Source organism: Pseudalkalibacillus berkeleyi, assembly GCF_021608225.1.
GTDB classification, from domain to species: Bacteria; Bacillota; Bacilli; order Bacillales; family Fictibacillaceae; genus Pseudalkalibacillus; species Pseudalkalibacillus berkeleyi.
On the sequence record NZ_JAKIJS010000001.1, the window covers coordinates 2,345,547 to 2,371,543 of the forward strand.

The 25,997-nt window shown below is 39.3% G+C and carries 30 protein-coding genes; 9 read left to right on the top strand and 21 right to left on the bottom strand.

Annotated elements, in window-relative coordinates:
• Window positions 1–38 precede the first annotated feature (38 nt).
• From L2716_RS12335 to L2716_RS12350, 4 genes are all read right to left on the bottom strand, one after another.
• Complete coding sequence (locus tag L2716_RS12335; RefSeq protein WP_236335382.1) at window positions 39–506, bottom strand: hypothetical protein; 468 nt, start codon at window positions 504–506, stop codon at window positions 39–41.
• Window positions 507–631: 125 nt separating this feature from the next.
• Window positions 632–1,954: a Na+/H+ antiporter family protein gene (locus L2716_RS12340; protein WP_236335384.1), complete on the bottom strand. Its 1,323-nt coding sequence runs from the start codon at window positions 1,952–1,954 to the stop codon at window positions 632–634.
• 234 nt (window positions 1,955–2,188) lie between these two features.
• Window positions 2,189–3,688, bottom strand: a complete 1,500-nt coding sequence (locus tag L2716_RS12345) for a leucyl aminopeptidase (RefSeq protein WP_236335387.1) — start codon at window positions 3,686–3,688, stop codon at window positions 2,189–2,191.
• A gap of 49 nt (window positions 3,689–3,737) precedes the next feature.
• The gene (locus tag L2716_RS12350) at window positions 3,738–4,124 is read right to left on the bottom strand and encodes a DUF309 domain-containing protein (RefSeq protein ID WP_236335391.1); all 387 of its coding nucleotides are present in this window, start codon (window positions 4,122–4,124) and stop codon (window positions 3,738–3,740) included.
• Between the two features lie 118 nt (window positions 4,125–4,242).
• Here L2716_RS12350 and L2716_RS12355 point away from each other — a divergent pair, with 118 nt between their 5' ends.
• Both L2716_RS12355 and L2716_RS12360 read left to right on the top strand, forming a co-directional pair.
• Window positions 4,243–4,725 carry a divergent PAP2 family protein gene (locus L2716_RS12355; protein WP_236335393.1) on the top strand — a complete coding sequence of 161 codons (483 nt, stop codon included), beginning with the start codon at window positions 4,243–4,245 and terminating at the stop codon, window positions 4,723–4,725.
• 12 nt (window positions 4,726–4,737) lie between these two features.
• A complete protein-coding gene (locus L2716_RS12360) occupies window positions 4,738–5,565 on the top strand; it encodes a cobalamin-binding protein (RefSeq protein ID WP_236337866.1) in 828 nt (275 codons plus the stop codon).
• A 25-nt stretch (window positions 5,566–5,590) separates the two neighbouring features.
• On the opposite strand, the gene L2716_RS12365 is transcribed toward L2716_RS12360, so the two are convergent.
• The 5 genes from L2716_RS12365 to L2716_RS12385 form a co-directional block, all read right to left on the bottom strand.
• On the bottom strand, window positions 5,591–6,289 hold the full coding sequence (locus L2716_RS12365) for a 3D domain-containing protein (RefSeq protein WP_236335395.1): 699 nt from the start codon (window positions 6,287–6,289) through the stop codon (window positions 5,591–5,593).
• Window positions 6,290–6,608: 319 nt separating this feature from the next.
• Complete coding sequence (locus tag L2716_RS12370; RefSeq protein ID WP_236335398.1) at window positions 6,609–6,932, bottom strand: YuiB family protein; 324 nt, start codon at window positions 6,930–6,932, stop codon at window positions 6,609–6,611.
• Window positions 6,933–7,048: 116 nt separating this feature from the next.
• Complete coding sequence (locus L2716_RS12375) at window positions 7,049–7,186, bottom strand: YuiA family protein (RefSeq protein ID WP_236335407.1); 138 nt, start codon at window positions 7,184–7,186, stop codon at window positions 7,049–7,051.
• Between the two features lie 150 nt (window positions 7,187–7,336).
• Entirely contained in the window at window positions 7,337–7,822 is a 486-nt protein-coding gene (locus L2716_RS12380; protein WP_236335411.1) for an NUDIX domain-containing protein, read from the bottom strand.
• A 271-nt stretch (window positions 7,823–8,093) separates the two neighbouring features.
• A complete protein-coding gene (locus tag L2716_RS12385; RefSeq protein ID WP_236335413.1) occupies window positions 8,094–9,293 on the bottom strand; it encodes an NAD(P)/FAD-dependent oxidoreductase in 1,200 nt (399 codons plus the stop codon).
• Between the two features lie 282 nt (window positions 9,294–9,575).
• Here L2716_RS12385 and L2716_RS12390 point away from each other — a divergent pair, with 282 nt between their 5' ends.
• The gene (locus L2716_RS12390; RefSeq protein WP_236335417.1) at window positions 9,576–10,568 is read left to right on the top strand and encodes an NAD(P)/FAD-dependent oxidoreductase; all 993 of its coding nucleotides are present in this window, start codon (window positions 9,576–9,578) and stop codon (window positions 10,566–10,568) included.
• 342 nt (window positions 10,569–10,910) lie between these two features.
• Here L2716_RS12390 and erpA read toward each other — a convergent pair whose 3' ends face one another.
• The 6 genes from erpA to L2716_RS12420 form a co-directional block, all read right to left on the bottom strand.
• Window positions 10,911–11,264, bottom strand: a complete 354-nt coding sequence (erpA, locus tag L2716_RS12395) for an iron-sulfur cluster insertion protein ErpA (protein ID WP_408005308.1) — start codon at window positions 11,262–11,264, stop codon at window positions 10,911–10,913.
• 86 nt (window positions 11,265–11,350) lie between these two features.
• Complete coding sequence (locus L2716_RS12400) at window positions 11,351–11,542, bottom strand: aspartyl-phosphate phosphatase Spo0E family protein (protein WP_329610118.1); 192 nt, start codon at window positions 11,540–11,542, stop codon at window positions 11,351–11,353.
• 63 nt (window positions 11,543–11,605) lie between these two features.
• Window positions 11,606–12,487 (bottom strand): diaminopimelate epimerase, encoded by an 882-nt coding sequence (gene dapF / locus L2716_RS12405; protein ID WP_236335440.1) that lies wholly within the window; start codon window positions 12,485–12,487, stop codon window positions 11,606–11,608.
• Window positions 12,488–12,500: 13 nt separating this feature from the next.
• Entirely contained in the window at window positions 12,501–12,731 is a 231-nt protein-coding gene (locus L2716_RS12410) for a hypothetical protein (RefSeq protein WP_236335442.1), read from the bottom strand.
• A gap of 162 nt (window positions 12,732–12,893) precedes the next feature.
• Complete coding sequence (locus tag L2716_RS12415; RefSeq protein WP_236335444.1) at window positions 12,894–14,114, bottom strand: NupC/NupG family nucleoside CNT transporter; 1,221 nt, start codon at window positions 14,112–14,114, stop codon at window positions 12,894–12,896.
• 849 nt (window positions 14,115–14,963) lie between these two features.
• Window positions 14,964–15,200, bottom strand: coding sequence for a YuzB family protein (locus tag L2716_RS12420; protein WP_236335447.1), 237 nt, complete (start codon window positions 15,198–15,200; stop codon window positions 14,964–14,966).
• Window positions 15,201–15,352: 152 nt separating this feature from the next.
• Here L2716_RS12420 and L2716_RS12425 point away from each other — a divergent pair, with 152 nt between their 5' ends.
• Both L2716_RS12425 and L2716_RS12430 read left to right on the top strand, forming a co-directional pair.
• Window positions 15,353–16,993, top strand: coding sequence for an FAD-dependent oxidoreductase (locus L2716_RS12425; protein ID WP_236335450.1), 1,641 nt, complete (start codon window positions 15,353–15,355; stop codon window positions 16,991–16,993).
• Between the two features lie 316 nt (window positions 16,994–17,309).
• Complete coding sequence (locus L2716_RS12430; protein WP_221566648.1) at window positions 17,310–17,531, top strand: NifU family protein; 222 nt, start codon at window positions 17,310–17,312, stop codon at window positions 17,529–17,531.
• Between the two features lie 100 nt (window positions 17,532–17,631).
• Here L2716_RS12430 and L2716_RS12435 read toward each other — a convergent pair whose 3' ends face one another.
• Together L2716_RS12435 and yutH are read right to left on the bottom strand one after the other, a co-directional pair.
• Complete coding sequence (locus tag L2716_RS12435) at window positions 17,632–18,603, bottom strand: 2-hydroxyacid dehydrogenase (RefSeq protein ID WP_236335456.1); 972 nt, start codon at window positions 18,601–18,603, stop codon at window positions 17,632–17,634.
• Between the two features lie 164 nt (window positions 18,604–18,767).
• Window positions 18,768–19,787, bottom strand: coding sequence for a spore coat putative kinase YutH (gene yutH / locus L2716_RS12440; RefSeq protein ID WP_236335469.1), 1,020 nt, complete (start codon window positions 19,785–19,787; stop codon window positions 18,768–18,770).
• 183 nt (window positions 19,788–19,970) lie between these two features.
• Here yutH and L2716_RS12445 point away from each other — a divergent pair, with 183 nt between their 5' ends.
• Window positions 19,971–20,480 carry a phosphatidylglycerophosphatase A family protein gene (locus L2716_RS12445; protein WP_236335472.1) on the top strand — a complete coding sequence of 170 codons (510 nt, stop codon included), beginning with the start codon at window positions 19,971–19,973 and terminating at the stop codon, window positions 20,478–20,480.
• A gap of 264 nt (window positions 20,481–20,744) precedes the next feature.
• On the opposite strand, the gene L2716_RS12450 is transcribed toward L2716_RS12445, so the two are convergent.
• The 3 genes from L2716_RS12450 to L2716_RS12460 form a co-directional block, all read right to left on the bottom strand.
• A complete protein-coding gene (locus L2716_RS12450) occupies window positions 20,745–21,515 on the bottom strand; it encodes a TIGR01457 family HAD-type hydrolase (RefSeq protein WP_236335474.1) in 771 nt (256 codons plus the stop codon).
• A gap of 194 nt (window positions 21,516–21,709) precedes the next feature.
• Window positions 21,710–22,156 carry a DUF86 domain-containing protein gene (locus L2716_RS12455; protein ID WP_236335485.1) on the bottom strand — a complete coding sequence of 149 codons (447 nt, stop codon included), beginning with the start codon at window positions 22,154–22,156 and terminating at the stop codon, window positions 21,710–21,712.
• Window positions 22,157–22,178: 22 nt separating this feature from the next.
• Complete coding sequence (locus L2716_RS12460; RefSeq protein WP_236335487.1) at window positions 22,179–23,459, bottom strand: EAL domain-containing protein; 1,281 nt, start codon at window positions 23,457–23,459, stop codon at window positions 22,179–22,181.
• Between the two features lie 198 nt (window positions 23,460–23,657).
• Here L2716_RS12460 and glpX point away from each other — a divergent pair, with 198 nt between their 5' ends.
• The 3 genes from glpX (at window position 23,658) to L2716_RS12475 (ending at window position 25,544) form a co-directional block, all read left to right on the top strand.
• Entirely contained in the window at window positions 23,658–24,626 is a 969-nt protein-coding gene (gene glpX / locus L2716_RS12465) for a class II fructose-bisphosphatase (RefSeq protein ID WP_236335505.1), read from the top strand.
• A gap of 11 nt (window positions 24,627–24,637) precedes the next feature.
• Window positions 24,638–24,910 carry a DUF3055 domain-containing protein gene (locus L2716_RS12470; RefSeq protein ID WP_236335518.1) on the top strand — a complete coding sequence of 91 codons (273 nt, stop codon included), beginning with the start codon at window positions 24,638–24,640 and terminating at the stop codon, window positions 24,908–24,910.
• 412 nt (window positions 24,911–25,322) lie between these two features.
• Window positions 25,323–25,544, top strand: a complete 222-nt coding sequence (locus L2716_RS12475) for a hypothetical protein (protein WP_236337868.1) — start codon at window positions 25,323–25,325, stop codon at window positions 25,542–25,544.
• Between the two features lie 51 nt (window positions 25,545–25,595).
• Here the strand turns inward: L2716_RS12475 and L2716_RS12480 are convergent, their stop codons facing one another.
• Window positions 25,596–25,949: a YutD family protein gene (locus L2716_RS12480; protein ID WP_408005309.1), complete on the bottom strand. Its 354-nt coding sequence runs from the start codon at window positions 25,947–25,949 to the stop codon at window positions 25,596–25,598.
• Window positions 25,950–25,997: the final 48 nt, after the last annotated feature.

Genomic DNA, 25,997 nt, shown 5'->3' on the forward strand with positions numbered 1-25,997 from the left:
GTCAAATATTACGTAAAAAGAAAAACCACACGAATTCATCATGTGGTTAACTGCTCCCTTAAGTCTTCAATTTCCTGTAAAAAGACTTTTCGATCTCCGTCCTTTTGGATAGTTTCAGAAGCTTCTACTGCTTTTTCTAAGTGAGATTGGAATTGAGCTCTTTGATTGGTAAGCGAATAAGCGCGCGCGAGGGATTCATAAGCAAAGGCTAGGTCAAAGTCACCAATGTCATTTTCTCGACAGTAATCCATCGATTTTTGCGCATGATACAAAGCGCGTTCAGGACTATTCAAAATGGCATATACTCTGGAGATTTGCCATTCTCCCCTTGCGAAGTTGAGTTCATTTCCTACAATCCCCCAATGATACCTTGATGCATGTGCAGAATGAAGCATGTCCAGCTCCTCTTTTGAAGTACGGTCTGTTTTTTCCATTAGATCCCACACTTTATTGAAGAGATCCACTGCTATCTTGCGATGAACCTTCTTTAATTCTTGCTCCACCATCTAATTCCTCCATTTCACTTTACGTATAGTCACTACATCATTCGCGATATAAATGGATGTTTCCTTGTTTTAAGCGAATTGTTTGTAAAAAAATAGCCCCTTCAAATTGAAGAGACCATCATCATTTAAAAAATGACTGTTGTGATCCACCCGAACAGAATGAGTGGAATGTTGTAGTGTAAGAATGTTGGTACACATGTATCCCAAATGTGATTATGTTGTCCATCGGCATTCAGCCCTGCAGTAGGTCCCAGCGTACTGTCAGACGCCGGTGATCCTGCGTCTCCTAAAGCGCCAGCAGTTCCAACGAGCGCGACGATTGCTAGCGGACTGAATCCAAGCTCTTGTGCTAGCGGGACAAAAATCGTTGCAATAATTGGGATTGTCGCAAAGGACGAACCAATCCCCATTGTTACGAGTAAACCGACAAGTAACATAGATAATGCAGCGAGAACTTGGTTGCCAGCGAATAGATCGGCAGTTTGATTCACTAGGCTTTCAATATCACCCGTTTTTCGCATAACTTCTGCAAACCCAGCTGCTGTAATCATGACAAAGCCGATGAACGCCATCATCTTCATTCCATCCGTAAAGATGACATCTGATTCTTTAATTGAGAATGCTCCTGAGAAAAAGAGGACGATGATACCCGTTAACGCGCCCAAGATCATTGACTCAGTCAGAACTTGAACGACAACAGTTGCTATAATTGCAACAACTGCAAATCCAATTGTACGTTTTGTATAAGTGGATGTAATGCCTTCACTCTCACTTGCGATGTCTTTGTTTTCATATGTTCGAGGTTTACGATAAGAAATGAATAAGGCAATTAACAACCCAATCACCATACCGATTACGGGTAGAGCCATCGCTTTTGGAATCATAGACATTTCAATCGACAAACCGCTTTTCTCCATTTCCTTTTGGAGTATTTGGTGAAAAATTAACCCAAATCCAACAGGAAGTAAAATGTATGGAGCTGTCAGTCCGAATGTGATCGATGACGCTAATGCTCTTCGATCCATCTTCAGCTCATTGAAAATGAGTAACAATGGTGGAATTAATATCGGAATAAATGCGATATGGATCGGAATTAAATTTTGCGAAAAAATTGAGATTGTTATGATTACGAATAAAAGTAGCGCTTTTGATAAGGCTTTTCTTTTCGAATCGCCTTTTTGTTTCGTAATTTTCAATGCACCTGAAACGAGAAGCTCTGGTAGCCCTGTCTTCGATAAGCCTAATGCAAATGCACCAAGCAACGCGTAACTTAGCGCGATTGTAGCATTGTTTCCTAATCCTTCAGTAAAAACAGTAATGGTCTCATTTAATCCTAAGCCGCCCACTAATCCCCCTGTCAGCGCACCTATTGCAAGTGCTAGGACAACCTGGACGCGCAATAAGCTCAACACGAGCATAATAAGCACGGCAATAACAACAGCATTCATGAAAATGACCTCCGAATCCTTTATCTTGTTAAATCACTAATATACTAAAACACGGAAATCAATTTAACATGCTTTCAGGAATGTGTCAATTCTGTTTAATGAGGTTTCCATTGATTGCTAATGATAGGTGTTTTCAATCCTCCCATAAGCTTAATACCACTGGTCATTGTGTCTAGCATTTAAATGTAAACAAAAAACCCCTCCGATCAATCGAAGGGGTTTCATAAACGCTATTTATTTCGTTTCAAATTTCTCTACGAGCTTGACGATTGAACGTGTAAGGACTCCTGTAGCGCCTTTCGGTCCTAAGTCACTCGCTTTATTGCTATAAGCTGTACCTGCAATATCTAAGTGAAGCCATGGCGTATCGCCAACAAATTCTGAGAGGAAGACGCCTCCTTGAATTGGATGTGCATTACGACCCGCTGAATTAACGAAGTCCGCTACGTTACTCGTTCGTAAAATTTTCTTATAAGGTCCGAACATTGGTAAGCGCCAAACATATTCCCCAGCTTCTTCAGCTGATTGCTCAAACATGTCGAAGAATGCTTCATCATTACTCATAACACCTGAAGCAATATCTCCAAATGCAACGACTACACCGCCTGTTAGTGTAGCTAGATCCACTAAATGGGATGCACCTTGCTCTTTTGCGTAAGTGATGGCATCTGCTAAAATCAAGCGCCCTTCAGCATCAGTATTCGTTATTTCTATTGTTTTCCCGCTCATTGAAGTGAGTACGTCACCTGGCTTCATGGCAGAACCGTTGATTAAGTTCTCACTTGAAGGAATAACGAACATGATGTTCACGTCTGGCTTTAGTCTGCCAATAGACTCCATCGCACCAAGGACAGCTGCACTACCACCCATGTCAGACTTCATTTCATGCATATTAAGTGCAGGTTTCAATGAATATCCACCCGCGTCGAATGTAAGACCTTTACCTACGAAGGTAAGAACGTTATCCCAGTCTGCCTTCGCTTTGTATTTAACGACGATTAATTTCGCATCTTGTTCTGATCCAGCACTAACACCTAACAATGCACCCATGCCAAGTTCTTTCATGTCCGATTCTTCTAATACGTCATATTCGAAACCATACTTTTTGGCGATACCGACTGCTTGCTCGGCTAGATCTGTCGGTGTCAACATATTCCCAGGTGTGTTAACGAGGTCTCGTGCAACATTTGTTCCAGCTGCGTATGCTTCACCCTTTTTCAATGCTTCGTTTACTATTGAACTTTCTTGTTCTGAATAAATGTTGATGCTCTTCAGTACGTAGCGCTTATCATTTTTCTTTTCCTTGTAATCTTCGAATTGATAAGTTGCTAAAATAAACGCTTCAGAAAGTGCGTGAACCGTTTGTTGTAACCCTACTTCTTCTGTTAGGAATGAATCTAATGCAATAACAACATCTGCTTGGTTATGTTGCTTTAATTCTTTTGCCGTTTTTCCGAGCGCATCTCTCACATTACGAAAAGTCGTATTCTTTCGTTGTCCTAAGCCAACGAAATAAATATTCTTAACCCCAAGTGCTCCTAATGTGTGTATACGGCTTACCTTCTTATGCTTGGCTGATAGGTCATCCGTTTTGAAAAGTTCAGTAATATGACCGTTTAATGCACGATCAATTTCCTCTACTATACCTACTGGCTTCTTATCATCAGCATATATACCAACGACTAGCGTATGTATATCTTGTTTTAAGTTCAAACTTTTTTTTACGGTAAACATCGAACTCCCCCTAGATTTTTCTTTTATTATATCGAAATATTTCGATTATCTAAACTTCTTCGCTCAAATACAGATAAATATGTGGTAAGGCAGGTAATGTTTCAACTTGTGAAAATGGAACTTGATCCAATTCAGCTGGTATAATAGACAAGCATTCACCCACATAAGAGGTCAATTCTTTTTTATTTAATCCCCAAAAATACTTTGGATACGGTTGAAAACATTCAAGTGAACGCTTGAACATGAGTCTTGCACCTTTTACATTACCATATTCATAGTGATAAATCGCGACTGACATCTGTAGCAGTCCTTTTAAGAAAAGATTTTGCTTATCCGTCATCCAAATTTCTTCTAATAAATCATGACAAGTATAGTAATCACCTTCATTGAAATGTATGAAGAACTCATAATATTCCATAGGATATTCAGACTTCATCAAAATCTCCTCCTACTCTTATCATATCATTTGCATATGTCATTCTAAATCCGGGTAATGATTAGTGAAGCGATATGGTAAACTAATATAAATGTTTTAAGGAAAGGAAGTTGCTTTCTTGGATGCACTATTAACGAATTTTCCATTATGGGTCTCAATCTTTGCAATCTTATTTGCTCAAGCGATCAAAATACCGATTATGTATATTTCATCGAGAAAGCTTGAGTGGAGTTTGTTCTTCAGTACAGGAGGTATGCCAAGTTCTCATTCAAGTGGGGTTACCTCACTAACGACTTCTATTGGTTTAATTGAGGGCGTTGGTTCACCATTATTTGCGATTACAGCAGTTTTCAGTATTATTGTTATGTATGATGCCAAAGGAGTCCGTTGGCAAGCCGGCGAACAAGCGGTTGTGTTGAACCAATTGGTTCGGGATTTTCAACATTTAACAACTGAAATTAAAAATTGGCCCAAAAAAAATGAGGAAGAAAAAAGAAGAGAGTTAAAAGAACTATTAGGGCATCGACCAAGTGAAGTGTTCTTCGGTGCGATACTTGGAATCGGTCTTAGCTTCGCGCTTTTTTATGTTTTTGTTCAGTAGGAGGAGATTGCTATTCGAATTATCTCAATATGCCCAAGTAATACAGAGCTAGTTGAATACCTAGGTTTGACACATTGTCTTGTTGGGGTCGATGACTTTTCAGACTGGCCAAAGGAAATTGAAAGTCTTCCAAAGCTTGGTCCAGACCTTGATATCGATATGGATCGATTAGAATCGTTACAACCAGACTTGGTCCTCGCTTCACTCAGTGTACCTGGGATGGAAAAGAATATAGAACGGTTAGAAGAACGGGGTATTCCTTATCATATTTTCAACCCAAATTCTCTCAAGGAAATCGGCGACGATTTATTGACACTTGGTGAACTTACAAATCAAACAGAACGAGCGGAAAGGCTTGTTACCCACTACCGAAGTGTAATTGAACAATATCGCACCATTTCCAACACGGTGGTTGAAAAGCCGTCCCTATATTGGGAATGGTGGCCTAAGCCTGTTTTCACACCAGGTGGCGTTAACTGGTTAACCGAAATTAGTGAACTTGCAGGTGCGAGGAACGCATTTGCTGATGAAAATGTTGCAAGTGTTCAGTCAGATTGGGAAACCGTTTGTAAAAGAGAACCAGATCACATTTGCCTCGTATGGGTAGGTGTTCAGACGAAAAAGGTTAACCCTAAAATCCTTCAAAAGCGCCCGAATTGGGATCGAATGAAGGCGATGCAATTAAACCAGGTTCACGTTTTAGATGAGCCCTACTTTTGTAGACCTTCACCAAGACTGATCGTCGGTCTTCAGAAAATTGCTGCCATCATTCATCCAGACAAGTATCCAGCCTATAATGAGCAAGAAGACGACCCATTATTACAAAAGGACCGGCTATAAGCCAGTCCTTTTTTTCGTTATGCAATTAAGTACCTTCTGGTTTGAACATTTGATCTCGAAACACTTGCATAGACTCTTGTTCATTCAGTACTTTGAGATCGTTCTCAGAGAGTTTTCCATTCCCTTTTGATATGATATATACTTCTAACTTCTTCTTGCCCCATTTTTCATAAACATCTTCTACTGTTTCATAGTAGAGATCGATTTTCTTCTTCTTAATAGCCGATCCTGTATCAGCCACAACACCGAATCCATAACCAGGAATCCAAAGAACACTACCGATCGGAAATACCTTCGGATCCGCTGCAATCGTAGAGTATAGGTCCCGCTTGACCTTGACACCTGACTTTGTAATTCCGTAAGCTGGGTGACTCTTTGTTTTACCCGTTGACTCAACACCAGCCGTGTATCCTGTAGCTATAACTTCCACCTTCTTATATTGACTCTTATCTATGGTGTCTGCGAGTGTTTTTTCTTTTGCCATAACATTGGATGACAACTCTAATGGTCTGTTTTTTACACTTAAGAGCTGTTTAAACATCAAACTGCTTTTCTTCTTCACTTGGTCGAAAGCCCTCGTATCAATCGTAATTTCCTTCGAATTTGCAAACCCGACGATTCCAGATGCCTCGACTCCTGATAGTTTCCCAACTGTTGTGAAGAGGGCTAGAACAAACAAGCAAGTCATAACAGAGCGCTTCAAGATCGTTCTGATTAACTGCATTTTTTCACTCCTCTCACGCCTAATCCTTTCCAAAACCACTGGAAAGTATTCCTTCAATCCTTTCGAATTCGAAAAATACCGATATTTTGAATTTTCTTCCAATAGACAAATACTTTAAAAAGCTCTTATGTATGAGCAAGTCCAAAATAGTGTCACACATCACTGAGATTCAAGGATAATAATCTTTTTCCAAAAGTATCTGTCATTAAAAGAGTCAACAGTTATGGTATGTACCACGTTTAATATAAAAGTAAACATAAAAAAGGTTGTCGAGTAATCTCGACAACCTTTGCGGTTATTGATTTAATGCGGTTTTCAGTTAGAACATCTGGTATCCTCGGACTCTTAGCATCTTAATCGTGATACCAGAAAGTATAGCTCCGAGTAATCCAAAAATAAGAACTAAAATATCGGAAAAGTGCAATCGAATCATATTATTTAATAAATCTTGGAAGGTTGCTCCTGGTGCTGTGAAATAATCAAGAAAATCAACTTTATCTATGATCATGACGACAACAACTGGATAAATAACAGCCATAACCCAAGTCATTCTTAACAACATATTGAGTAGAAAGCCGATTCCAAAGAACAAAACCATGAACAAAAGCATGGAGATGATTAGCGTAGGAATGGTTAACGGCATAGTGGTCACCCCTTTATATCCATTGACTAGTTTACTGCATTTATGATGACTGAGTCAATGCTATTGGAGGAGGATCCACCAGTTCAATTATTGATGTTCAAAAACCTGTCATAACTTTAGCTGTGTTTTCTGCCACTTCCACCACAATGATCACAAGTTTCAGAACCGCCTAAAAGTAGTTGAAAATATCCTACTCCTTTACAATACTGACACTTTACTGTTTGAGGATTGCGATGCTTTTGTTCATTTTTCATGTTAAGACCACCTCTTTGGTTTATTGTTTTAATTTTCTGATAATATACCAACGATTATGTTTTTTGAAAAATCTGAAATTAGGTCATATAGCTCCATGTAAACGTATACACGAGCTGTTTTCTTTTAAAATAGAGGTTTTTTGAACGTTTTTAAGGTAACTTGAATATTTTATAATTTGTGTATCCAAATTGGGTTCCTGGGTTCAAATCGTGTGTCGAAAAGCCACTGTTGTGGGAGTCTTGACCAAGAAAAAAGTGAATCATGAGTGAAGATGCCGGGTCTGTTAATAATTTTGTCTTAGAAAAAAATCCAACCTCAGAAATTTCGCTCTCTTGTGCCATTAATTCGCCACCAATTGCATCCATTGTGAAGATTACCATATTATCACTGATCTCTTCTTCTATAACCCCAGAGCGGATCCCTATGACACCTGTAATTTCTGCGATAATCCCTGTTTCTTCAAATACTTCTCTTTTCACGGCTTGATCAATCGTTTCACCTTCATCCACAAATCCTGCAGGAAAGGACCACTTTCCTTTTAAACCACCGTATTTCTTTTTTACGACCAGCCACTCCCCATTATGTTCAATGACACCTGCAACAGATAGCCAAACCTTCTCTCTCTTTCTTCCCATGACGATTCCTCCAATAACATGCTTATGTAAAAACAAGACAAACTAAGGTGATTACGCTTTATTCTCAGCTTATTTTCCAGTTTTGCTGATTATGGTGATTACACCTTATTCCCAACTTATTTCAACGCTTTGCTGATTATATGTGGTGATTACACCTTATTCCCAACTTATTTCAAGGCTTTGCTGATTATATGTGGTGATTACGCTCGTTCTGAAATAAAAAAAGAGCGAAGTCATGTTAAGACTTCACTCTTCATTGTATCAAATGTAATTAGAATAATTTAAGCTTACCTTTTTTGACAACGAGTGGAATACCACCTAGTAAATATAGGTAACGGTTATCGATGATCTTCTTCATAGCAGATGCAGTTGCGCCATAAAGCTTCTTGTTACCGACTTTACCGATTGCTTCACCTTTACCAAGAGAAGCGACAGTTCCTTTAATTTCAGGTACGAATGCTTCCAATTTCCCGTTATTAATTAACGTTTTCAAGTTACGAGCAACTGTGAACGATTGCTGAATCGCAATTTGAGCTGTTGGTGGGTATGGACGGTTGATTTCCTCATTAATAATCAATGCACAGTCACCTACGATAAAGACATGGTCTTTACCAGGGGCACGAAGGTCACTTTCAACCTTGATTCTTCCACGCATTGTTTCAAATCCAGAGTTTTCAACTATTGAGTTCCCACGGATCCCAGTGGTCCAAACAATTGTGTCAGCTTTGATTTCTTCTTCTTCAAGAATGACACTATCTTCTGTAACTTCTTTAATTGGCGTGCCTAGCATAAACTCGACACCTTTACGCTCCAGAAGGTTAACAGCATATTCAACAAGTTCTTCATCAAATCCTGGAAGAACAGTTGGTGCAGCTTCAGCACAGATGAGACGTACTTTTTCACGTGGTACATCAAAATCTGCACAAAGTTCAGGAATACGATCTGCCATTTCACCTATGAACTCAATACCAGTAAATCCAGCTCCAGCAACAACAATATTCAACATACCCTCTGAAGGGTTGTCCTCATTATTATAGCTAGCGAATTGGTACTCGATGTGTTCTTTAATTTTACGTACAGTATCTACACTGCGAATGTTGAATGCATAGTCTTTAACACCCGGAATCCCAAATGTTTCAGACTCAAATCCAAGTCCAATGACTAAGTAATCGTATGTTAATTCACCATTTTCAAGCTTAACTGTCTTGTTTGCATCATCAATAGATACAACTGTGTCTTGTACAAAATTAATGCGATTCGTATCAATAACATCCTTAATCGACATGCGAGTACGATCATGGTGTAACGTACCAGCAGCTGGTTCGTGTAACCAAGTTGTTTGATAGTGATAGTTATGTTTGTTGACAAGCGTAATTTCCGCTTCGTTCATCCCAAGTTCTTTTGTGAGACGAGTTGCGGTCATAATGCCGCCATAACCAGCACCGAGAATGGCGATTTTTGGTCTACTCATTTCTCATACACCCTTTTCTTTGTATTTATACTTTTGTCGGACAAATTGCACCATATAAAATGAATCATATAAGTTTGTTACGTATTTCACGTACTAAGTCGTAATTTGTCATAAATTATCCGTAATTGTCCCATTGTCAATATTAGTGCTTTTCCTTTTATTTTTCAACCCATTAAAGGAACTTTTTTGGGTAGGATACTATTACACAGTTTTTCCCTTTTCTTAACGCTTTATTAAGCTTATAATAATTACAACAACAGATAATCGGGGGTGTAGAATGATATGACCGAACAAGACAATGTCTATGACGTAACAATCATAGGTGGAGGACCGACAGGACTGTTCACTGCATTTTACGGGGGCATGCGACAGCTCAAGGTAAAAATTATCGAAAGTATGCCTCAACTAGGTGGACAACTTGCCGCACTTTATCCTGAAAAGTACATATATGATGTAGCAGGATTTCCGAAAGTACTTGCTCAAGATCTCGTGAACAATTTGAAAGAGCAAGCTTTTCAGTTCAACCCATCAGTAGCATTAGAACAATCTGTCCAAGAGGTTGAACAAATGGAAGACAAAACGTTCAAACTGACCACGGACAAGGAAACGCACTATTCGAAAACAGTAATTATTACTGCTGGAGTAGGAGCTTTCCAACCTAGACGATTAGAGCACGAAAATGCCAAAGAATACGAAGGTAAAAATCTACATTATTTCGTAGATGATCTCAATGCATTTGCAGGTCAAAAAGTCGTCGTATGTGGTGGTGGAGATTCTGCCGTGGACTGGGCGAATATGCTAGAACCGCTTGCAAAGGAAGTGACTTTGACACATCGTCGCGATAAATTCCGAGCGCACGAGCATAGCGTAGAACAGCTCATGAACTCAAAAGTGCAGATTAAAACACCATTCCAAGTAAAAGATATCATTGGTGATGACAAAGGCGTCAAGAAAGTCATATTGAAGGAATCGAAAGGCGAAAATGAGGAAACGATTGAATGTGATTCCTTAATCGTCAACTATGGTTTCATTTCATCACTAGGACCGATTAAGGAATGGGGTCTCGATATTCAGAAGAACTCCATTGTCGTAAATTCTCGCATGGAAACAAATATCCCAGGCATTTATGCAGCTGGAGACGTTTGTACGTATGATGGAAAGGTCAAATTGATTGCAACTGGATTTGGAGAAGCACCAACAGCAATCAACAACGCGAAAGCATATATTGATCCGAAAGCAAAAGTACAACCGATGCATAGTACAAGCTTATTCTAAAATGATCAAAAGGTTCCGACGTAAAGTCGGAGCTTTTTTATGCTTACTATTGAAAAAATATTGATTTCTACAAAAATCAATTGAAAAAGCCTTTATTCCTTCTAGGAGTAAAGGCTTCACTTCTTCTTACAGGTTGTAATACAACAAAAAGGCGAGTAATCCGAGAAAGGGAATGCCTAAGATAATTCCGTAAACGAGATAATTCGCATTCATGAGTTTTCGATCACGGGCAGACTTATCGTCCATGAAACACTCATCTCCTTTTTGTTGTTAGTATGACCAGTTTCACTGAAATTAAAAAAGAGTTGAACCCCTAATTTGGGTCAACTCCCTCTAACTGTTTTAGCACTCTTCCGGCGTACCAGCGTTTGTCGCTGTTTTGAAAGATGAGCCACAACCACATGATGCAATTGCGTTCGGATTGTCGATTGTAAATCCTCCGCCCATCATGTTTTGTTTATAGTCAATCGTTACACCTTGCAGTATTTTTGCACTATCAGGGTCTACGATGACGCCAATACCGTGTTGGTCAAATGATGTATCATTATCTTTTTTTTCGCTATCAAAGCCCATGCCATATGAAAGACCACTGCAGCCTCCACCTTGTACTCCGACACGAAGGTAAAGATTTTCTTCTTCCTCAGCAGCCATCATTTCTTTAATCTGACTAGCAGCAGATTCTGTGATTGTAACCAATGGAATCACTCCTTTCATACCTCTATTTACATTATACAGGCGCATCGAACTTGAATTCAACCTCAGCGTTTTAAGAAGGCGTATATTTAGACCTCTTGCTTTAATCGCAGTAAGTCATTATGACACCGATCGATTTCTTGACTATAATATAAAACCTTTGGATGGTTAAGTCCTAGTACCCGGGCTGTTCTAACCATTTCAGATCTTAGACACTCAATTTGTTCATTATACTTTTGGAAAAGGGTTTTTTTAGATGTTTTGATCACGTGGGTCACCACTCCTATAATTACACCCCATTAACATCAGAGAAGTGCACTTTTTCATAATATCGTAATGTTTTACTAATTTTTGAAGTCTTTACCATTATAATAGTAAATACCTTCACAAATGGTGACGGCTGGCCCAGTCATCATGACTTCTCCCTCCATCGACCAAGTGATGTACAAATCACCACCAGATAGGTGAACGACAACTTCTTCATTACGTTTCGCTTTCCCATTTTGAACCGCTGCTACGACTGCGGCACATGCGCCTGTTCCACATGCTTGTGTGATGCCTGAACCTCGCTCCCATACACGAAAGTGCATTTCGTTTTCATTCACCACTTCGACAAACTCGACATTGACACCTTCTGGAAAAATTTCGGATTTTTCTAATGTGGGACCAACCGTTAATAAAGGGGCTTTTTCAATGTCATCAACAAAAAATATCGCGTGAGGATTTCCCATGGATACGCCAGTCAATTTTAGCTGGTGACCTTCGACCTCTAATAATTCATCTAAAACAAAATCATTATCAGAGCCTGATCCGATCATCGGAAGGTCAGAACGCTTCAACCGTGGTTCTCCCATGTTAATAGTTACTTGAGTAACCTGGCCCGCCTCTGGGTGAACTTGAGCTTGTACGACTCCTCCAAGGGTTTCAATTGAAAAAATCTCCTTAGCTACGATTTCATGCTCATACACATACTTCGCAACACATCTAAGTCCATTCCCGCAATTCTTCGCTTCTGATCCATCATTGTTAAAAATTCGCATCATCACGTCAGCATTGTCAGACTTACCGATTAAGATCAGGCCGTCAGAACCAATTCCGGTATGAGGATTCGATACTTCCTTTGCAATAGCGGGAAGTTCTCTCTCAGGCAAGTTCTCCTTAAATGTATCCACATAAATGTAGTTGTTCCCTAGTCCGTGCATTTTAGTGAAATTAAATTGATTCATATTGGTCCTCCAATTAGCGCAATTGCTCATTCGTCCATAAGTAATCTTCATCCGCCTTAAGTATCGTCATTTTCGAGTGACAACAAGGCATGATGAGATATGTACGAAATCCTTCCTTCGCATGTTCTAAATCTTGTTCTTTCAAATTTGTTAAGACATTACCTTTGCTACAATATGGACATTCATGAAAGTAAATATCCTTCATCATCCGATCATATGGCCATGTATTCCGTAAAGACGACATTCATGTTCCTCCTGCAACTTTTCTTTATCTGTTTAGTATAATCAGCTTTACGAAATCTGACAATCGATAGAACAACATGTAATAAAAACGTCACTTAATTCTCAACACAAACACAAAAAAACTCCCCGTCTTTGAACGGAGAGTTTTTCACATGAAATAATATTAGATAAGCATCCCTGCGATTGCTGCACTTAATAGGTTTGCAAGTGAACCAGCGATAATCGCTTTCACACCTAGCTTTGCAATGTCAGAACGACGACTCGGTGCAATTCCACCAAGCCCACCAAGTAAAATGGCAAGTGATGATAAGTTTGCAAATCCACAAAGTGCGAAGCTGACTACTGCAACTGTCTTATCTTTTAATTCTGGAATTTCCGGCGCAAATGAAGAATACGCAACAAATTCGTTTAGTACGAGCTTTTGCCCGATAAAGTTACCTGCACGTACTGCTTCATCCCAAGGTACACCAATAATGAACGCAAATGGTGCGAATACATATCCAAGGATTAATTCAAGAGAGAGTTCTTCAAATCCGAACCAGCCGCCAGTCCAACCGAGTAGACTGTTAACCATTGCAATCAACGCGATGAATGCAAGTAGCATTGCTCCTACGTTCAATGCAAGCTTCAAACCGTCTGAAGCACCGCGAGCAGCTGCATCGATTACGTTTACTGTATCTTTATCTTTTTCCATCTTAATTTCGTCTGTTGTTTCAGATACTTCTGTTTCAGGCAAAATAATTTTCGCCATAACTAAACCTGCTGGTGCAGCCATGAAACTTGCCGCTAATAGATATTCTAATGGAACACCTAGTAAGCTATAACCAATCAATACTGAACCGGCAACTGAAGCTAGTCCACCGACCATTACTGCGAAAAGCTCTGATTGAGTCATTTTAGCAAGGTAAGGACGAACAACTAGAGGTGCTTCTGTTTGACCAACGAAAATATTCGCTGTAGCTGAAAGTGATTCCGCTTTACTCGTTCCAAGAAGTTTAGAAATCACTCCACCGATTAAACGGATCACCCATTGCATGATTCCTAAGTAATAAAGAACTGCGATTAAAGAAGAGAAGAAGATGATAATCGTCAATACTTGGAATGCAAAGATAAACCCTATACCGCTATCTTCTGCAACAAGACCACCAAATAGGAATTGAATTCCTTCGTTCGCATTGTTTACAATGTTCTGTACGACCATTGAAGCTTTTTGTAATGCCGCTTTACCAGCACTCCACTTAAGTACGATCAATGCGAATCCGATTTGGATAGCAAGACCACCTAAAACTGTTCTCAAGTTAATACGCTTTTTGTTGTTTGACACCAAAAATGCAATCAGCAAGATCGAAAGTATACCACCGATCCCCCAGATATATTGTTGCATAAATGTTCACTCCCCTAGTATATTGTCAAAAACCGTAAACGCTTTCTTTTTGCGTCGAGGTATGTTGTCTGACATCTAACATTCAACATAAATAATGTAACAGAATTCGACAAAAAAACAAGTGATTTTTTCATTTTCAGAATTGTTTCAATTAGTCCAAAATCTTCCTCCACAACAGTAATCGTAAAAGATTTACGGTTAGATTCCCCTTCTTTCCTATAGATATCCATACAAATTCGTTCTATAGAAAGAGTTCGTATGCCTGACAACGATCTTTACCATAACAACTAACTGTTTTCCCTATTTTCGGAGAGGATAGGGTGCACGACTCCCCCACCATCGAGCACTCATTCTACCTCTTTAGGTGCTCCGTAGATTATTCTTGTGGGAATGGGTGCTTGGGTTGAATTCTAGATAAATTGGCTTTTTTCTAGATAATTTTGCAGAATTCTAGATAATTTCGTTTTTTTCTAGATAAAATCGTGTATTTCTAGATAATGTTTCATTTTTCTAGATAAATGCAAAATAGTAGTCATTTTAGTAGTAATTCTATTGCTTGAAGAGTTTATTAGATGAAAAAAATCACGCTTCAATACGGAAAAAACACCGCGATTGCGGTGTTCTCATTTGGAAAAGATCGATTTCTTCGCATTTTTTTGATTTGAATCACCTTATTTGCAACGATTTCAACAATCTCCCCGCTACTGAGCAACCGTACTACCTCTTTAGGTGCTCCATTGTCCAACTCCCACGCTACCGAGCACTTATAGCACCCCAATCTATTTTCCAACGACAAAAAATCCTTACCACTATTTGGTAAGGATTCACCAATCGTTTATATGCACCCGATTAAAACATCGGATTCTCTTCTAAATATTCATAAATGTTGTCGACGAGTTCACTCGGTGTTTCACCAGGAACATACTCACCATTAACGAGTGCATAAGGTGAGCGGAAGCATTGACCACAATTTCCAAGACATCCGTATTCTATTACATCTAAATTCGGATCCCGTTCTAGAACTTCACGTGCTCTTTGAGATCCACTTGCCAAATTACTAACGCAAAACTCGATGATTGGCTTCATCTTCAACCACCTTCTTTCCATACTTATCCTACAATCTACATATAATACAAGTCAACTTACATGTTTTCATGTTGATTTAGAATGATTGTTGTAGAATTGTCACATATTCGATATACTAAAAATGACCACGGTCATAAAGGAGATGCGGCATTTTGAACCGCAACAATAAACGTATAAATACGCAAGAAACTATCGTAAAAGCAGCACTTGAACTTTTTTATGAAAAAGGGTATGCCAATACGAGTATTAAAGAAATTACTGATAAAGCGAAAATTGCAAAAGGGACATTTTTTAATTATTTCCCTACAAAAGAAGATCTCATGCAACATTACGCCAGTGAAAGGTTACATACGTTGAGTATTTTTCTCGAAAAAGGGTATATACTTTCCCAACCTTTCCAAAAGCAGATGGAAGTGTTGGTTGGTCACCTGTTAACGTATTACGATCTTGATTCTGAGTTCACGAAGGATCTTTGGGCGACCGTATTTCGAGACAACAGTCCATTAATTGAGTGTTGGATGCTGATTTTAAATAGAGCAAGCCTACGTGGCGAAATAAGTGCATCAATTGATTTAGTATCGTGTGCACATGTTTGTAATAGCCACTTCCATTATGTCTTATCCACTTCTTCTAAGGACGACACCAAGAAATCTCTTATTCAACGTGTTATGACATTAATGGATTTAAGCATAGAAGGATTTCATGAGAAAAGGGGAAATGATGGAATGAAGAAGCTTGTCATATTAGGTGCAGGATACGGTGGAATGAAGATTGTACAAGGGTTACTTGATTCTTCGGATCTTCCAAAAGACATTCAAATAACGCTCGTAGATCGATTGCCATACCACTGTTTAAAAACGGAGTATTACGCACTTGCTGCTGGAACGGTTTCAGACCACCACATTCGTGTCGCCTTCCCAGAAGATTCACGCGTAATCGTCAAGTATGGTGAAGTAAGTGAAATTGACTTGAAAAACAAGTCCATTCATTTTGAAAAAGAAGACATAATTGAATACGATGATCTGATTATCGGACTCGGTTGTGAAGATAAGTATCACGGTGTTCCTGGTGCACCTGAAAATACATTGAGTATACAAACCATTGATAAATCACGAGAAACTTATCAGCATTTAAACAATTTACCTCCCAAAGCTGTAGTCGGCGTTGTAGGTGGCGGATTAAGTGGTGTTGAGCTCGCAAGTGAGCTGCACGAAAGTAGACCAGACCTACAAATTAAACTATTCGACCGTGGAGAGACAATTCTTTCAACATTCCCAAAACGGTTAAGTAATTATGTGCAGAAATGGTTCGTCGATCATGGCGTTGAAGTTGTAAACGAGTCCAATATTACAAAAGTGGATCCTAAAATCTTATATAACAAAGGTGAACCTGTCCCATGTGACGCAATCGTATGGACAGCAGGTATTCAACCAAACAGAATCGTTCGAAACTTAGATGTGGAAAAAGACAACTCTGGGCGCATCGTGCTTTCTCCTCATCACCACTTGCCTGATGATCCTCATGTATTTGTTGTAGGGGATTGTGCTAGTCTTCCTCATGCACCAAGTGCACAGCTTGCTGAAGGCCAAGGTGATCAAATCGTTGAAGTCTTACTCAAGCTTTGGAAAGACGAACCGGTTGGAGACTTACCAAAGATCAAACTTAAAGGTGTTCTTGGTTCCCTTGGAAAGAAACACGGATTCGGTATGATGAAAGGTACAGCCTTAACCGGTCGCGTACCACGACTTTTAAAATCCGGAATCCTATGGATGTATAAATACCATTCAAACTAAACAACTTTTAGTAAGAGAGAGTTCGCCTAATGTCGGCTACTCTCTTTTTTTAGCCTTTTCAACTATCTACCACAAGAGCAACAATATTCGAGAACAATAAGTCCTTTCATTTTCCCATCTCATTTTAATGATTATTATTTAGATTCCCTAATTGAGAATGAGTGTATATCCTTATTTTCTATGGTCGCGCTTGTTAAAAAGGCTCTTTCGTAGGATTTGGTAATATGCTACGATATAGACAAAGAAATATCAGCGTTTAACGATAGCAATTTTTAATAAAAATGATTATAATAAAGATAGAAAGGGGTAGATATAAATGCGTGAACAAGTCGAAGAGGTTTTAGATAAGTTACGCCCGTTCCTACTTCGTGATGGTGGAGACGTTGAACTTGTAGATATCGAAGACGGAATCGTTAAAGTTCGATTAATGGGAGCATGCGGAAGCTGCCCTAGTTCCACAATTACGCTTAAAGCAGGAATTGAACGTGCGCTACTTGAAGAAGTTCCTGGCGTAACAGAATTAGAACAAGTATTCTAAATCGAAAATATAAATGAATAAGTTAAAAAGAGCAGACCATTGGTCCGCTCTTTTTTTATATACTTGAAACTTTCCGGCTAAATCCTAATTGTTGATCCTTCTATTTCCTGTTCACTGCCGCTTCAGGCTCATCGCCATTTAAAACATTCCGTATGTTACGTGCAGTTAAACGACACATTTCCATTCTCGTTTCTACGCTTGAGCTACCGATATGGGGCAGGCAAACGACATTCGGAAACTGCAGTAAGGGGTGATCTTCTGGAATTGGTTCTTTTTCATATACATCCAGTCCCGCTCCTGCAATTTGATTATTTTCAATTGCTTGTACTAAATCCATTTCTACGACAGATCCACCACGACCTGCATTGACGAAAATCGCTGTTTTCTTCATTTTTCGAAATACGTCTTTATTGAACATTCCTTTTGTTTCGTCTGTTAACGGCGTCAAGTTAACAACAAAATCAGATGTTTCAATTAATTCATCAAACGATACATAGCTTGCTCCTAGTTCTTGTTCCGCCTTTTCACTTCGGGTACGGTTGTGGTATTGAATGTTCATATCAAAGCCAGTTGCACGCTTAGCGACCGTCTCACCAATCCTACCCATTCCTACAATTCCAATAGTCTTATGATGAACATCTTGTCCAGCCATCAATAAAGGGCTCCAATTCACCCATTTACCTTCTTCAATGTAACGTTCCGCTTCCGTTATTCGTCTTGCTGCAGCCATCAATAACGCAAAGGTCAAATCAGCCGTTGTATCCGTTAGTACGTCTGGTGTGTTACATATGGTAACTCCACGTTCAGTAGCAGCTTCAACATTGATGTTATCGTATCCAACTGCTAGATTACCAACAACCTTTAAGTGTGGAGCTCGGTCTAATAGTTCCTGATCGATCTGATCCGTGAGCATTGTAAATAAACCTGTGGCATAAGAGGCTTCCTCTAATAAAACCTCTCTTGGTACAGGTTGATCTTCATGATCCCACATTTTCACATCTGCAACTTCTCTAATTGCCTTTATGGTTTCTGCTGGTACTTTTCGGGTTATAAATACATAAGGGTTGTCCAACTGTGCCACTCTCCTTTTTAATAAGCTCTGATATAAAATACTGTTGATTAATGCCAGCAACATTCCAAATATGGAACTTCTCACCACATAATACGATCTATGTACAGCAGGGGCGACCAGAATTGTCTATTTAGACAACGATTTCCAGGTCTACCCTACTCTGTTTATGACTTGGTCAGCCATCCTACTGGTTCTATATTCACAACGTTTCTTGGCAGTGAACTAATATTGAAGAAGTTTTTCATAAAGGATTCATGATTCTCCTCAACAGAAAGTACATACTTCAAATTGCTCAGTAGAGTGCTTTGCTCACTTGAGCGTGAAGTGTTGTAATGCGTTTCCACTACATCAAAGTACGTAGCTGGATAGAGTAAACGTCCATAAAGTAATCGCCAACCACCACGAGTGATCGGTTTTTCTTGTGTATAGTCATTCAAAAACGTTGAAATATCTTCTGCTTTCGCTTTCTCTGTGACAAGATAGCGTATATATTCAGCCACATCTCGAATCGGATGGTCGATGACTAAATTTAGAGGCAGCTTCAAAAATAAATTGTGTTCCTTTTTCACAGGAACCCATGAGCCTGCATGAAATCGTTCATGTGTAATTGTATAGCTACCCTCTTCTTTTCCATTTCGATCAAATTCGTAATCGACGATATATTGAATGGCATTTTCCGTCAGACCTTCATAATAAGGGAAACTATCATAGAAAAGATAATCAAATTCACCACTTGGGCCTTGTTCACTAATCCGATTATACGTTTCCTTTAAGGTATCCAGCCGCGATGTCCATAGCGGTACCCACTCGTTATACCTAAACAAATCCTCTGTCATGTATGGAATTTGTTCACCCGCCTTATGAAATTGACCTAGTTGCTTTCCAATGGAACCACGTTCTCCTCGTTCAAACTGAGGCAATTCAAACAACAGTACATCTTGCCCTTCAATCCTTGATACCCATTTTCCCCTTTGATTTGCAGCCCAAAGTGGAAGATCTTTAACGCCCTTTTCCATCAAGTATCTTATGATCGTCTGCATATCATGTATTCTTTGTTGATTTCCATCTATGATCGGAACAAGGACATAGTTTCGTCCTTGAGCACGGAAACCTTCGTATCCCCCAATACGCACTTGCTGTTCAACATAAAGATTAAAATGATGATAGATTTCACGTTCTAACAATGGTATCACTCCCTCCCATTCAACATTAGTTTATGAAGAAAATGGGTGGAGTGTTTATGAATTACTTACAATTTTTGATTTTGTTCATAACATAACCTAAACACCATATACTAAGAAAAGCGCACAGACCCATTTCGTAACCCGCTTACTCTCAGGATAATTTTAAAGATTGGGGACTCAACCATGACAGAACAAAACACACCAGAGCCACAAAGTGAAGTTGAACAAAAGGCTCGAAAATTACTATACGACCGTGGCGTAACTGAGGATGACATAGCTGAGCTAGTCTATTACTTACAAAATCAATATCATGATGACCTTGACCTTGAAAACTGTAAGTATAATGTCAATCGGGTCTTAGCAAAACGAGAGGTCCAGAACGCCATACTTACTGGCATTCAACTTGATATACTAGCTGAACAAAATAAACTCGAAGAACCGTTACTCAGTATCTTGAAAAAAGACGAAGGCCTTTACGGTGTAGATGAAGTTATTGCTTTATCAATCGTCAACATTTATGGATCAATCGGATTCACCAATTATGGATTCATTGATAAACAAAAGCCTGGTATTTTAAAAATGTTAAATGACAAGTCCACAGGTCAATGTCATACATTTCTTGATGACATCGTCGGTGCGGTTGCCGCTGCTGCCTCAAGCCGCTTAGCTCACCGTGCCTCGAATGCAGAGTAGGGTCGAATTCGACTCTGCTTTTTTTATGCGTTAGGCTCAATTATAAAGAATGTTGTTTTTTGATCAACTTCAGGCGGACGTTTCCGCGGGCAACGCTTCAGCCTGTTGCTTTTCCCGCTGGAGTCGCCGCCTTATGCTTCTATTTTCTTCTAACAGAGCTATACGTTAAAAAATATTTTACCCGACGTAGTTGAAAATTTGTAAGTAAGTATGTGTACAGCTAGCGCTTATCCTGTGCTAAGGCTTGTCTGAGCCAAGTTTTCTTTATTCATTCAATTCCCATAAATCTAAAGAATCAATCGTGTAAGTTGGTTGCTTGTCAGTAGGAATTTGATCTAAACTTGTTGTAACCCCCGTATAAACGAGTAAAGTATCAAGACCAGCATTCATTCCCGCAAGGATGTCAGTATCATAATTGTCACCAATCATTAATACATCCTCTTTTGGAAGGTTTAATTGTTGCATCGCTAGCTCCATGATGATGGCCTCTGGTTTACCAATAAAAATCGGATCTACCCCAGTTGATACAGACACGACAGACGTTAAAGCACCATTGCCAGGAACAAATCCACGATCAGTCGGAAATGCGACATCCTTATTTGTTGATAACAAGGTGGCTCCTTTACGGACTGCTAAGCACGCTGTTTCTAACTTTTGATAGGTTAGTCCACGATCAATTCCCATGACTACATAATCTACGTTCTCATCATCTACAATATCAAAACCACACTGTTCAATTGCATGTTGAAGCCCTCTTTCTCCAATCATGAATACACGAGCAGTCTTGTTATCCCGTTTAATATATTCGGCTGTAGCCATGGACGACGTGAAGACGTGTTCAGGAGTTGCAGGCACTCCAAATTTTTGCAATCGTTCTGTAACTTGATCTCTCGTATTTGCAGAATTATTCGTTACGAATAAATAAGGAATGTCCCTCTTCTTTAACTCGTTAACGAAATCTACAGCTTCTTGAATTTTCTCTTTTCCTCTATACATTGTTCCATCTAAATCAATCAAATAACCTTTATATTTCATAACGATGATTTCCTCCTATTGCTTCATCCTGTAACAACTATAAGGAAACCACGATAAGAAATGCAACTTTTATAAGCTTGAAATAGCTGCAGACTAAAACTAGAAATTGAGATTGGAGACTTAAAGGCTCTGCGTGGGTGTAATAAAATCAATCAAAAAAGCTACCTTGTGAGGCAGCTTTAACATTGATTTATTTACTTATCTTCAGGTAGAAAAGCGGAAACGGGTCCCAGCTCTTCCGTCAAATAACTACGGATTTGGTCTGGAAAGTGTTTAAGCGAATGGATATTGACTTGTAAAACTTCCGCTAATCTCGCATGATCAATACTTGTATAGTCTTGTACAAGCTGTTTTCTCAAAGCGATAATGGTCTTCAAGCGACTCGCGTCATCCTTCGTGACGACCTTTTCATCATCTAAAATTTCAATGATATCTTCGTAACTTCCAGGATCCCGCATAATAAAACCATCAATCATCTTATTTCCAACATCAAGTACGGATTCAATGATGGTATGTGCGATACGCTCTAAGGCAAATTGGTCTTTACGGTTATCTTCAAACGTATGAGTTTCAAATGTTTCAATACCGCGATTAATAAATGTTAATAATTCCTCTATCTTCTTACGATCGACAAAATACACAATTCTTCACCCAACTTTAATTTTATAGAGAAGGCGTCGGAATCAGTCTAGGACGAGCATAAAAAAAGCCTTGCACCATATGTACACCATTTCGTTTCATGACAGATGCTTCTTCAGCTGTTTCAATTCCTTCTGCAACAACAAGAGCATTCGCTTCTTTCGCAATATGGAGGAGCCCTTGTAGCATTGATTCCTTCAGCTTATTCCCATTAATATTTTCAATTAATGAGCGATCTACTTTAATAATATCAGGACGAAGGAAAGAAATCGAGTTTAGACTCGCATAACCAGCACCTGTATCATCTAAAGCAATCCGAATGTTCTGTTGTCGTAGACCTTCTACAGTTTTACTAATGTGAGGATACCGGTCAATCGATTCCCTTTCAGTAATTTCAAATACAATTTTAGAAGGATCAATGTGAGGGTGTTGTAACAAAATCGAACGAATATCTTCAGTAAAATGTTGGTGTGCGATCGTCATAGGCGTTACATTGATAAAGATCGTCTCTTGGCCATGCATTTGGTGCAGGGCTTTCTTCACAACAAGAAGTTCAAGTGGATATAGCATATTCGTCTGTCTTGCCATCGTGAAGAGTTGTAGCGGATTTTCATAAACTGTATCCTTTGGACCTCTTGTCAACACTTCCCATGCCGTTACATCTAACTGCTCAATGTCTATAATCGGCTGTGAATAAAGTTGTATATTTTCGTGTTCTATTATCTCCTTAATCTCATGGACCATCAGGTTATACTTCCCGCCTAAACCTTTTTTGGCCATTACTAGCGCTTTCTGGTAGGCAGTGAGAAAAGACTGGAATGGATGATTTGATTGAGCCTCCATCACCATATACCCCGTTAAAAAGCTATCGGTATCCTCTTCGTTATAAGCAAAGAAATGGGTATTGATATTTTTCTTGATTTCCTCTATGTACGACTCAATTTGGCTAATTGCATTATGCTCTTGATCAAATGATAAACAAAGAACGATGTCATCGCCCCAATATTGTTGTAGAAATAAAATTTGTTCATCATCAACAATTTCACAAACGGACTGCTTAAATTGCTTTCGTACGTCTTTTTCAAATTGCTCAACGTACATGCTTCCGAACTGCTCAATTTGATGTTTGTATGTTTGAACGTCAAAAACGACAACAGCCGTTGTGCGTTTTCGTTGATATGCACTTTTTAAAATTGGAGTAACTGGATTTCTCAACCAAAAATGCGGCGGAAAAAACCTGAGGCTTTGATTTGTCGAAAATAGGTGCTTACAAAACAGAAGCCAGTCACTTAGCTGATTATTCACTCATTCATCACCTCATATGATGCACCTTTGTCATACAATTGTACCATAAGTATTAGAAAATTCTAACTTTCGATGAAATATTTTTCTATTCGACAAATCCTTGTTATCATAATAGAAGCATTATGTCATACGAATATTTATTTTAGCTGATATAAGATACAATATATTCGGTTTTTTGATTTGATAAGGAGGAGAAGAATGGATCGTGAATTAGCTTTAGAAATTGTTAGGGTGACAGAATCTGCTGCACTTGCCTCTGCTCAGTGGATGGGACGTGGATTAAAAAACGAAGCTGACCATGCCGCTACAACCGCAATGAGAGCAATGTTTGATTCCGTTAATATGAAAGGTACAGTCGTCATCGGTGAAGGCGAACTTGATGAAGCACCTATGCTTTACATCGGTGAAGAGCTAGGAACAGGTAATGGACCAGATGTAGATATCGCTGTCGATCCATTAGAAGGCACAAATATCGTCGCAAAAGGACATCCAAATGCGATGGCGGTCATTGCAATTGCAGATCGCGGCAGTTTATTACATGCACCTGACATGTATATGGAAAAGCTCGTGGTCGGTAAAGCTGCCGCTGGTAAGGTAAGCTTGTTGGATCCCATAGAAAAAATAATGGATATTGTCGCAGAGGCGAATAATAAGCGTATGCAAGATTTGACTGTTATTATTCAAGAGCGCCCTAGACATGAAGAACTTGTTCAACGTGTACGTGAGAAAGGTGCACGTGTTAAATTGTTTGGAGATGGCGATGTTGGGGCCGCAATCGCTGCAGCAACTCCACATACAGGTATCGACTTATTTGTTGGAACAGGCGGCGCGCCAGAAGGCGTCATTTCGGCTGCTGCAATCAAATGCCTCGATGGTGACATGCAAGCGAGACTCGTACCAGACAATGAAGCCGAACGTAATCGTTGTGTAAGTATGGGACTCGAAGATCCGATGCAACTTTTACACTTAGACGATCTCGTTCGAGGTGATGATGCGATCTTTGCAGCAACAGGTGTTAGTTCTGGTGAGCTGCTAGAAGGTGTACGGTTCCTTTCTGGTGATCAAGTCGAGACCGATTCACTCGTAATGAGAGCGAAGACGAAAACGATTCGATCCATTAAAGCACAACATCATTTAGATCATAAACCAAATTTAGTAATGGAATAGGAGTGTCAATTATGTCTGAGCGTTTTTATTTATATGATGATTCTGAAGAAACGAAAACTCGCTTTGTCAGCTTTATGGGAGAAAACCAACGATTTGACTTAGCCATTACGAAAACGGATCGTCACTACGGTAAGCCTCTAGTGTTGGACATTCAAGGCGGACGTTTCGCGATCATTGGACGAGATGATATAGACGAACCTGGGTACATTGAACACGTCTTCAGTTTGAACGAAGAAGATGCACAAGAATTGCGTGAATTCTTAGCTGAAGAAGTACTGTCTTAAGGATGGATTGAGGGGTTCACATCGTTTTTCTAGATAATTTGCTGTTTTTCTAGATAAATTTATTTTTTTCTAGATAAAACCTCATTTTTCTAGATAATTTCCGATTTTTCTAGATAATTCCTTGTTTTTCTAGATAAATGCCTAATTGAAGAGAAAACCTCTAAACTTTTGAGATGATCTTAAGGTTTTGCAGTGATTCATCACGATTTTGATGACTTCTACATGTTTATCTCAAGTTTTTGGAAAGGTTTTGCTACTTTAAGCACCACTCGATCGGGGTATGCTAAAAATGGATAGGAACATCACCTATTCAAATGCCGACAAGGAGTGGTGTCCTTTGGCAAGAGGTTCTAAAGCAGGGTATCAGAAGGAAGTCGACGTACAGTACACGGACTTTTCAAATGTCGAAACGATGCATAGGTATGTTTTACCAGAGGATTTACCTGAAGGACCCTACGGTTCTCCAGTAAATCAGGCTCTCGGTAAATCAACACCTTTTGATGAGGACCAGCGCTATTATAGTGCATTCAACTATGAGAATAAGAACCTCCATCAAGACATCCCTAGACAATTTCCTGGTGCTCATCCAACTCATGATGATCCAGATCGAGACACAGAAACCCCATACGGGTGACCGGTTAAGGCTAATCCGGGCCCACTACGAAAAAAGGGACTGACTTCAATGTCAGCTCCCTTTTTCTGATTTATGTTTTTCTTTTTGTTTTCTTGGCTTGTTTTCCGAGTTTTTGTTCTGAGACTTGCTTTTCACTTTTTTTACAATGAAATAGGCACATCCGAAATTACAGAACTCGAGAAGATACTCAGGCACTGTGCTATACTTCGTTTCATAGTTCGCTTTATCATGTTGATCTTCAAAAAAGCCACGAAGACGCAGCTGATTGTATCCCCAGTCACCGACAATGTAATCGTATTTATGTAAAATTTCACTGTAACGAGATGTAAATTCTTCCTCATTCCAACCATCCCGATAATCTTCAATGACTTCATAATGGTTCCCATTTACGCAAACCAATCTCATCACTCCATTTCACATTTTCTATTTTATCATGTTTTCCGTGCAAATGGC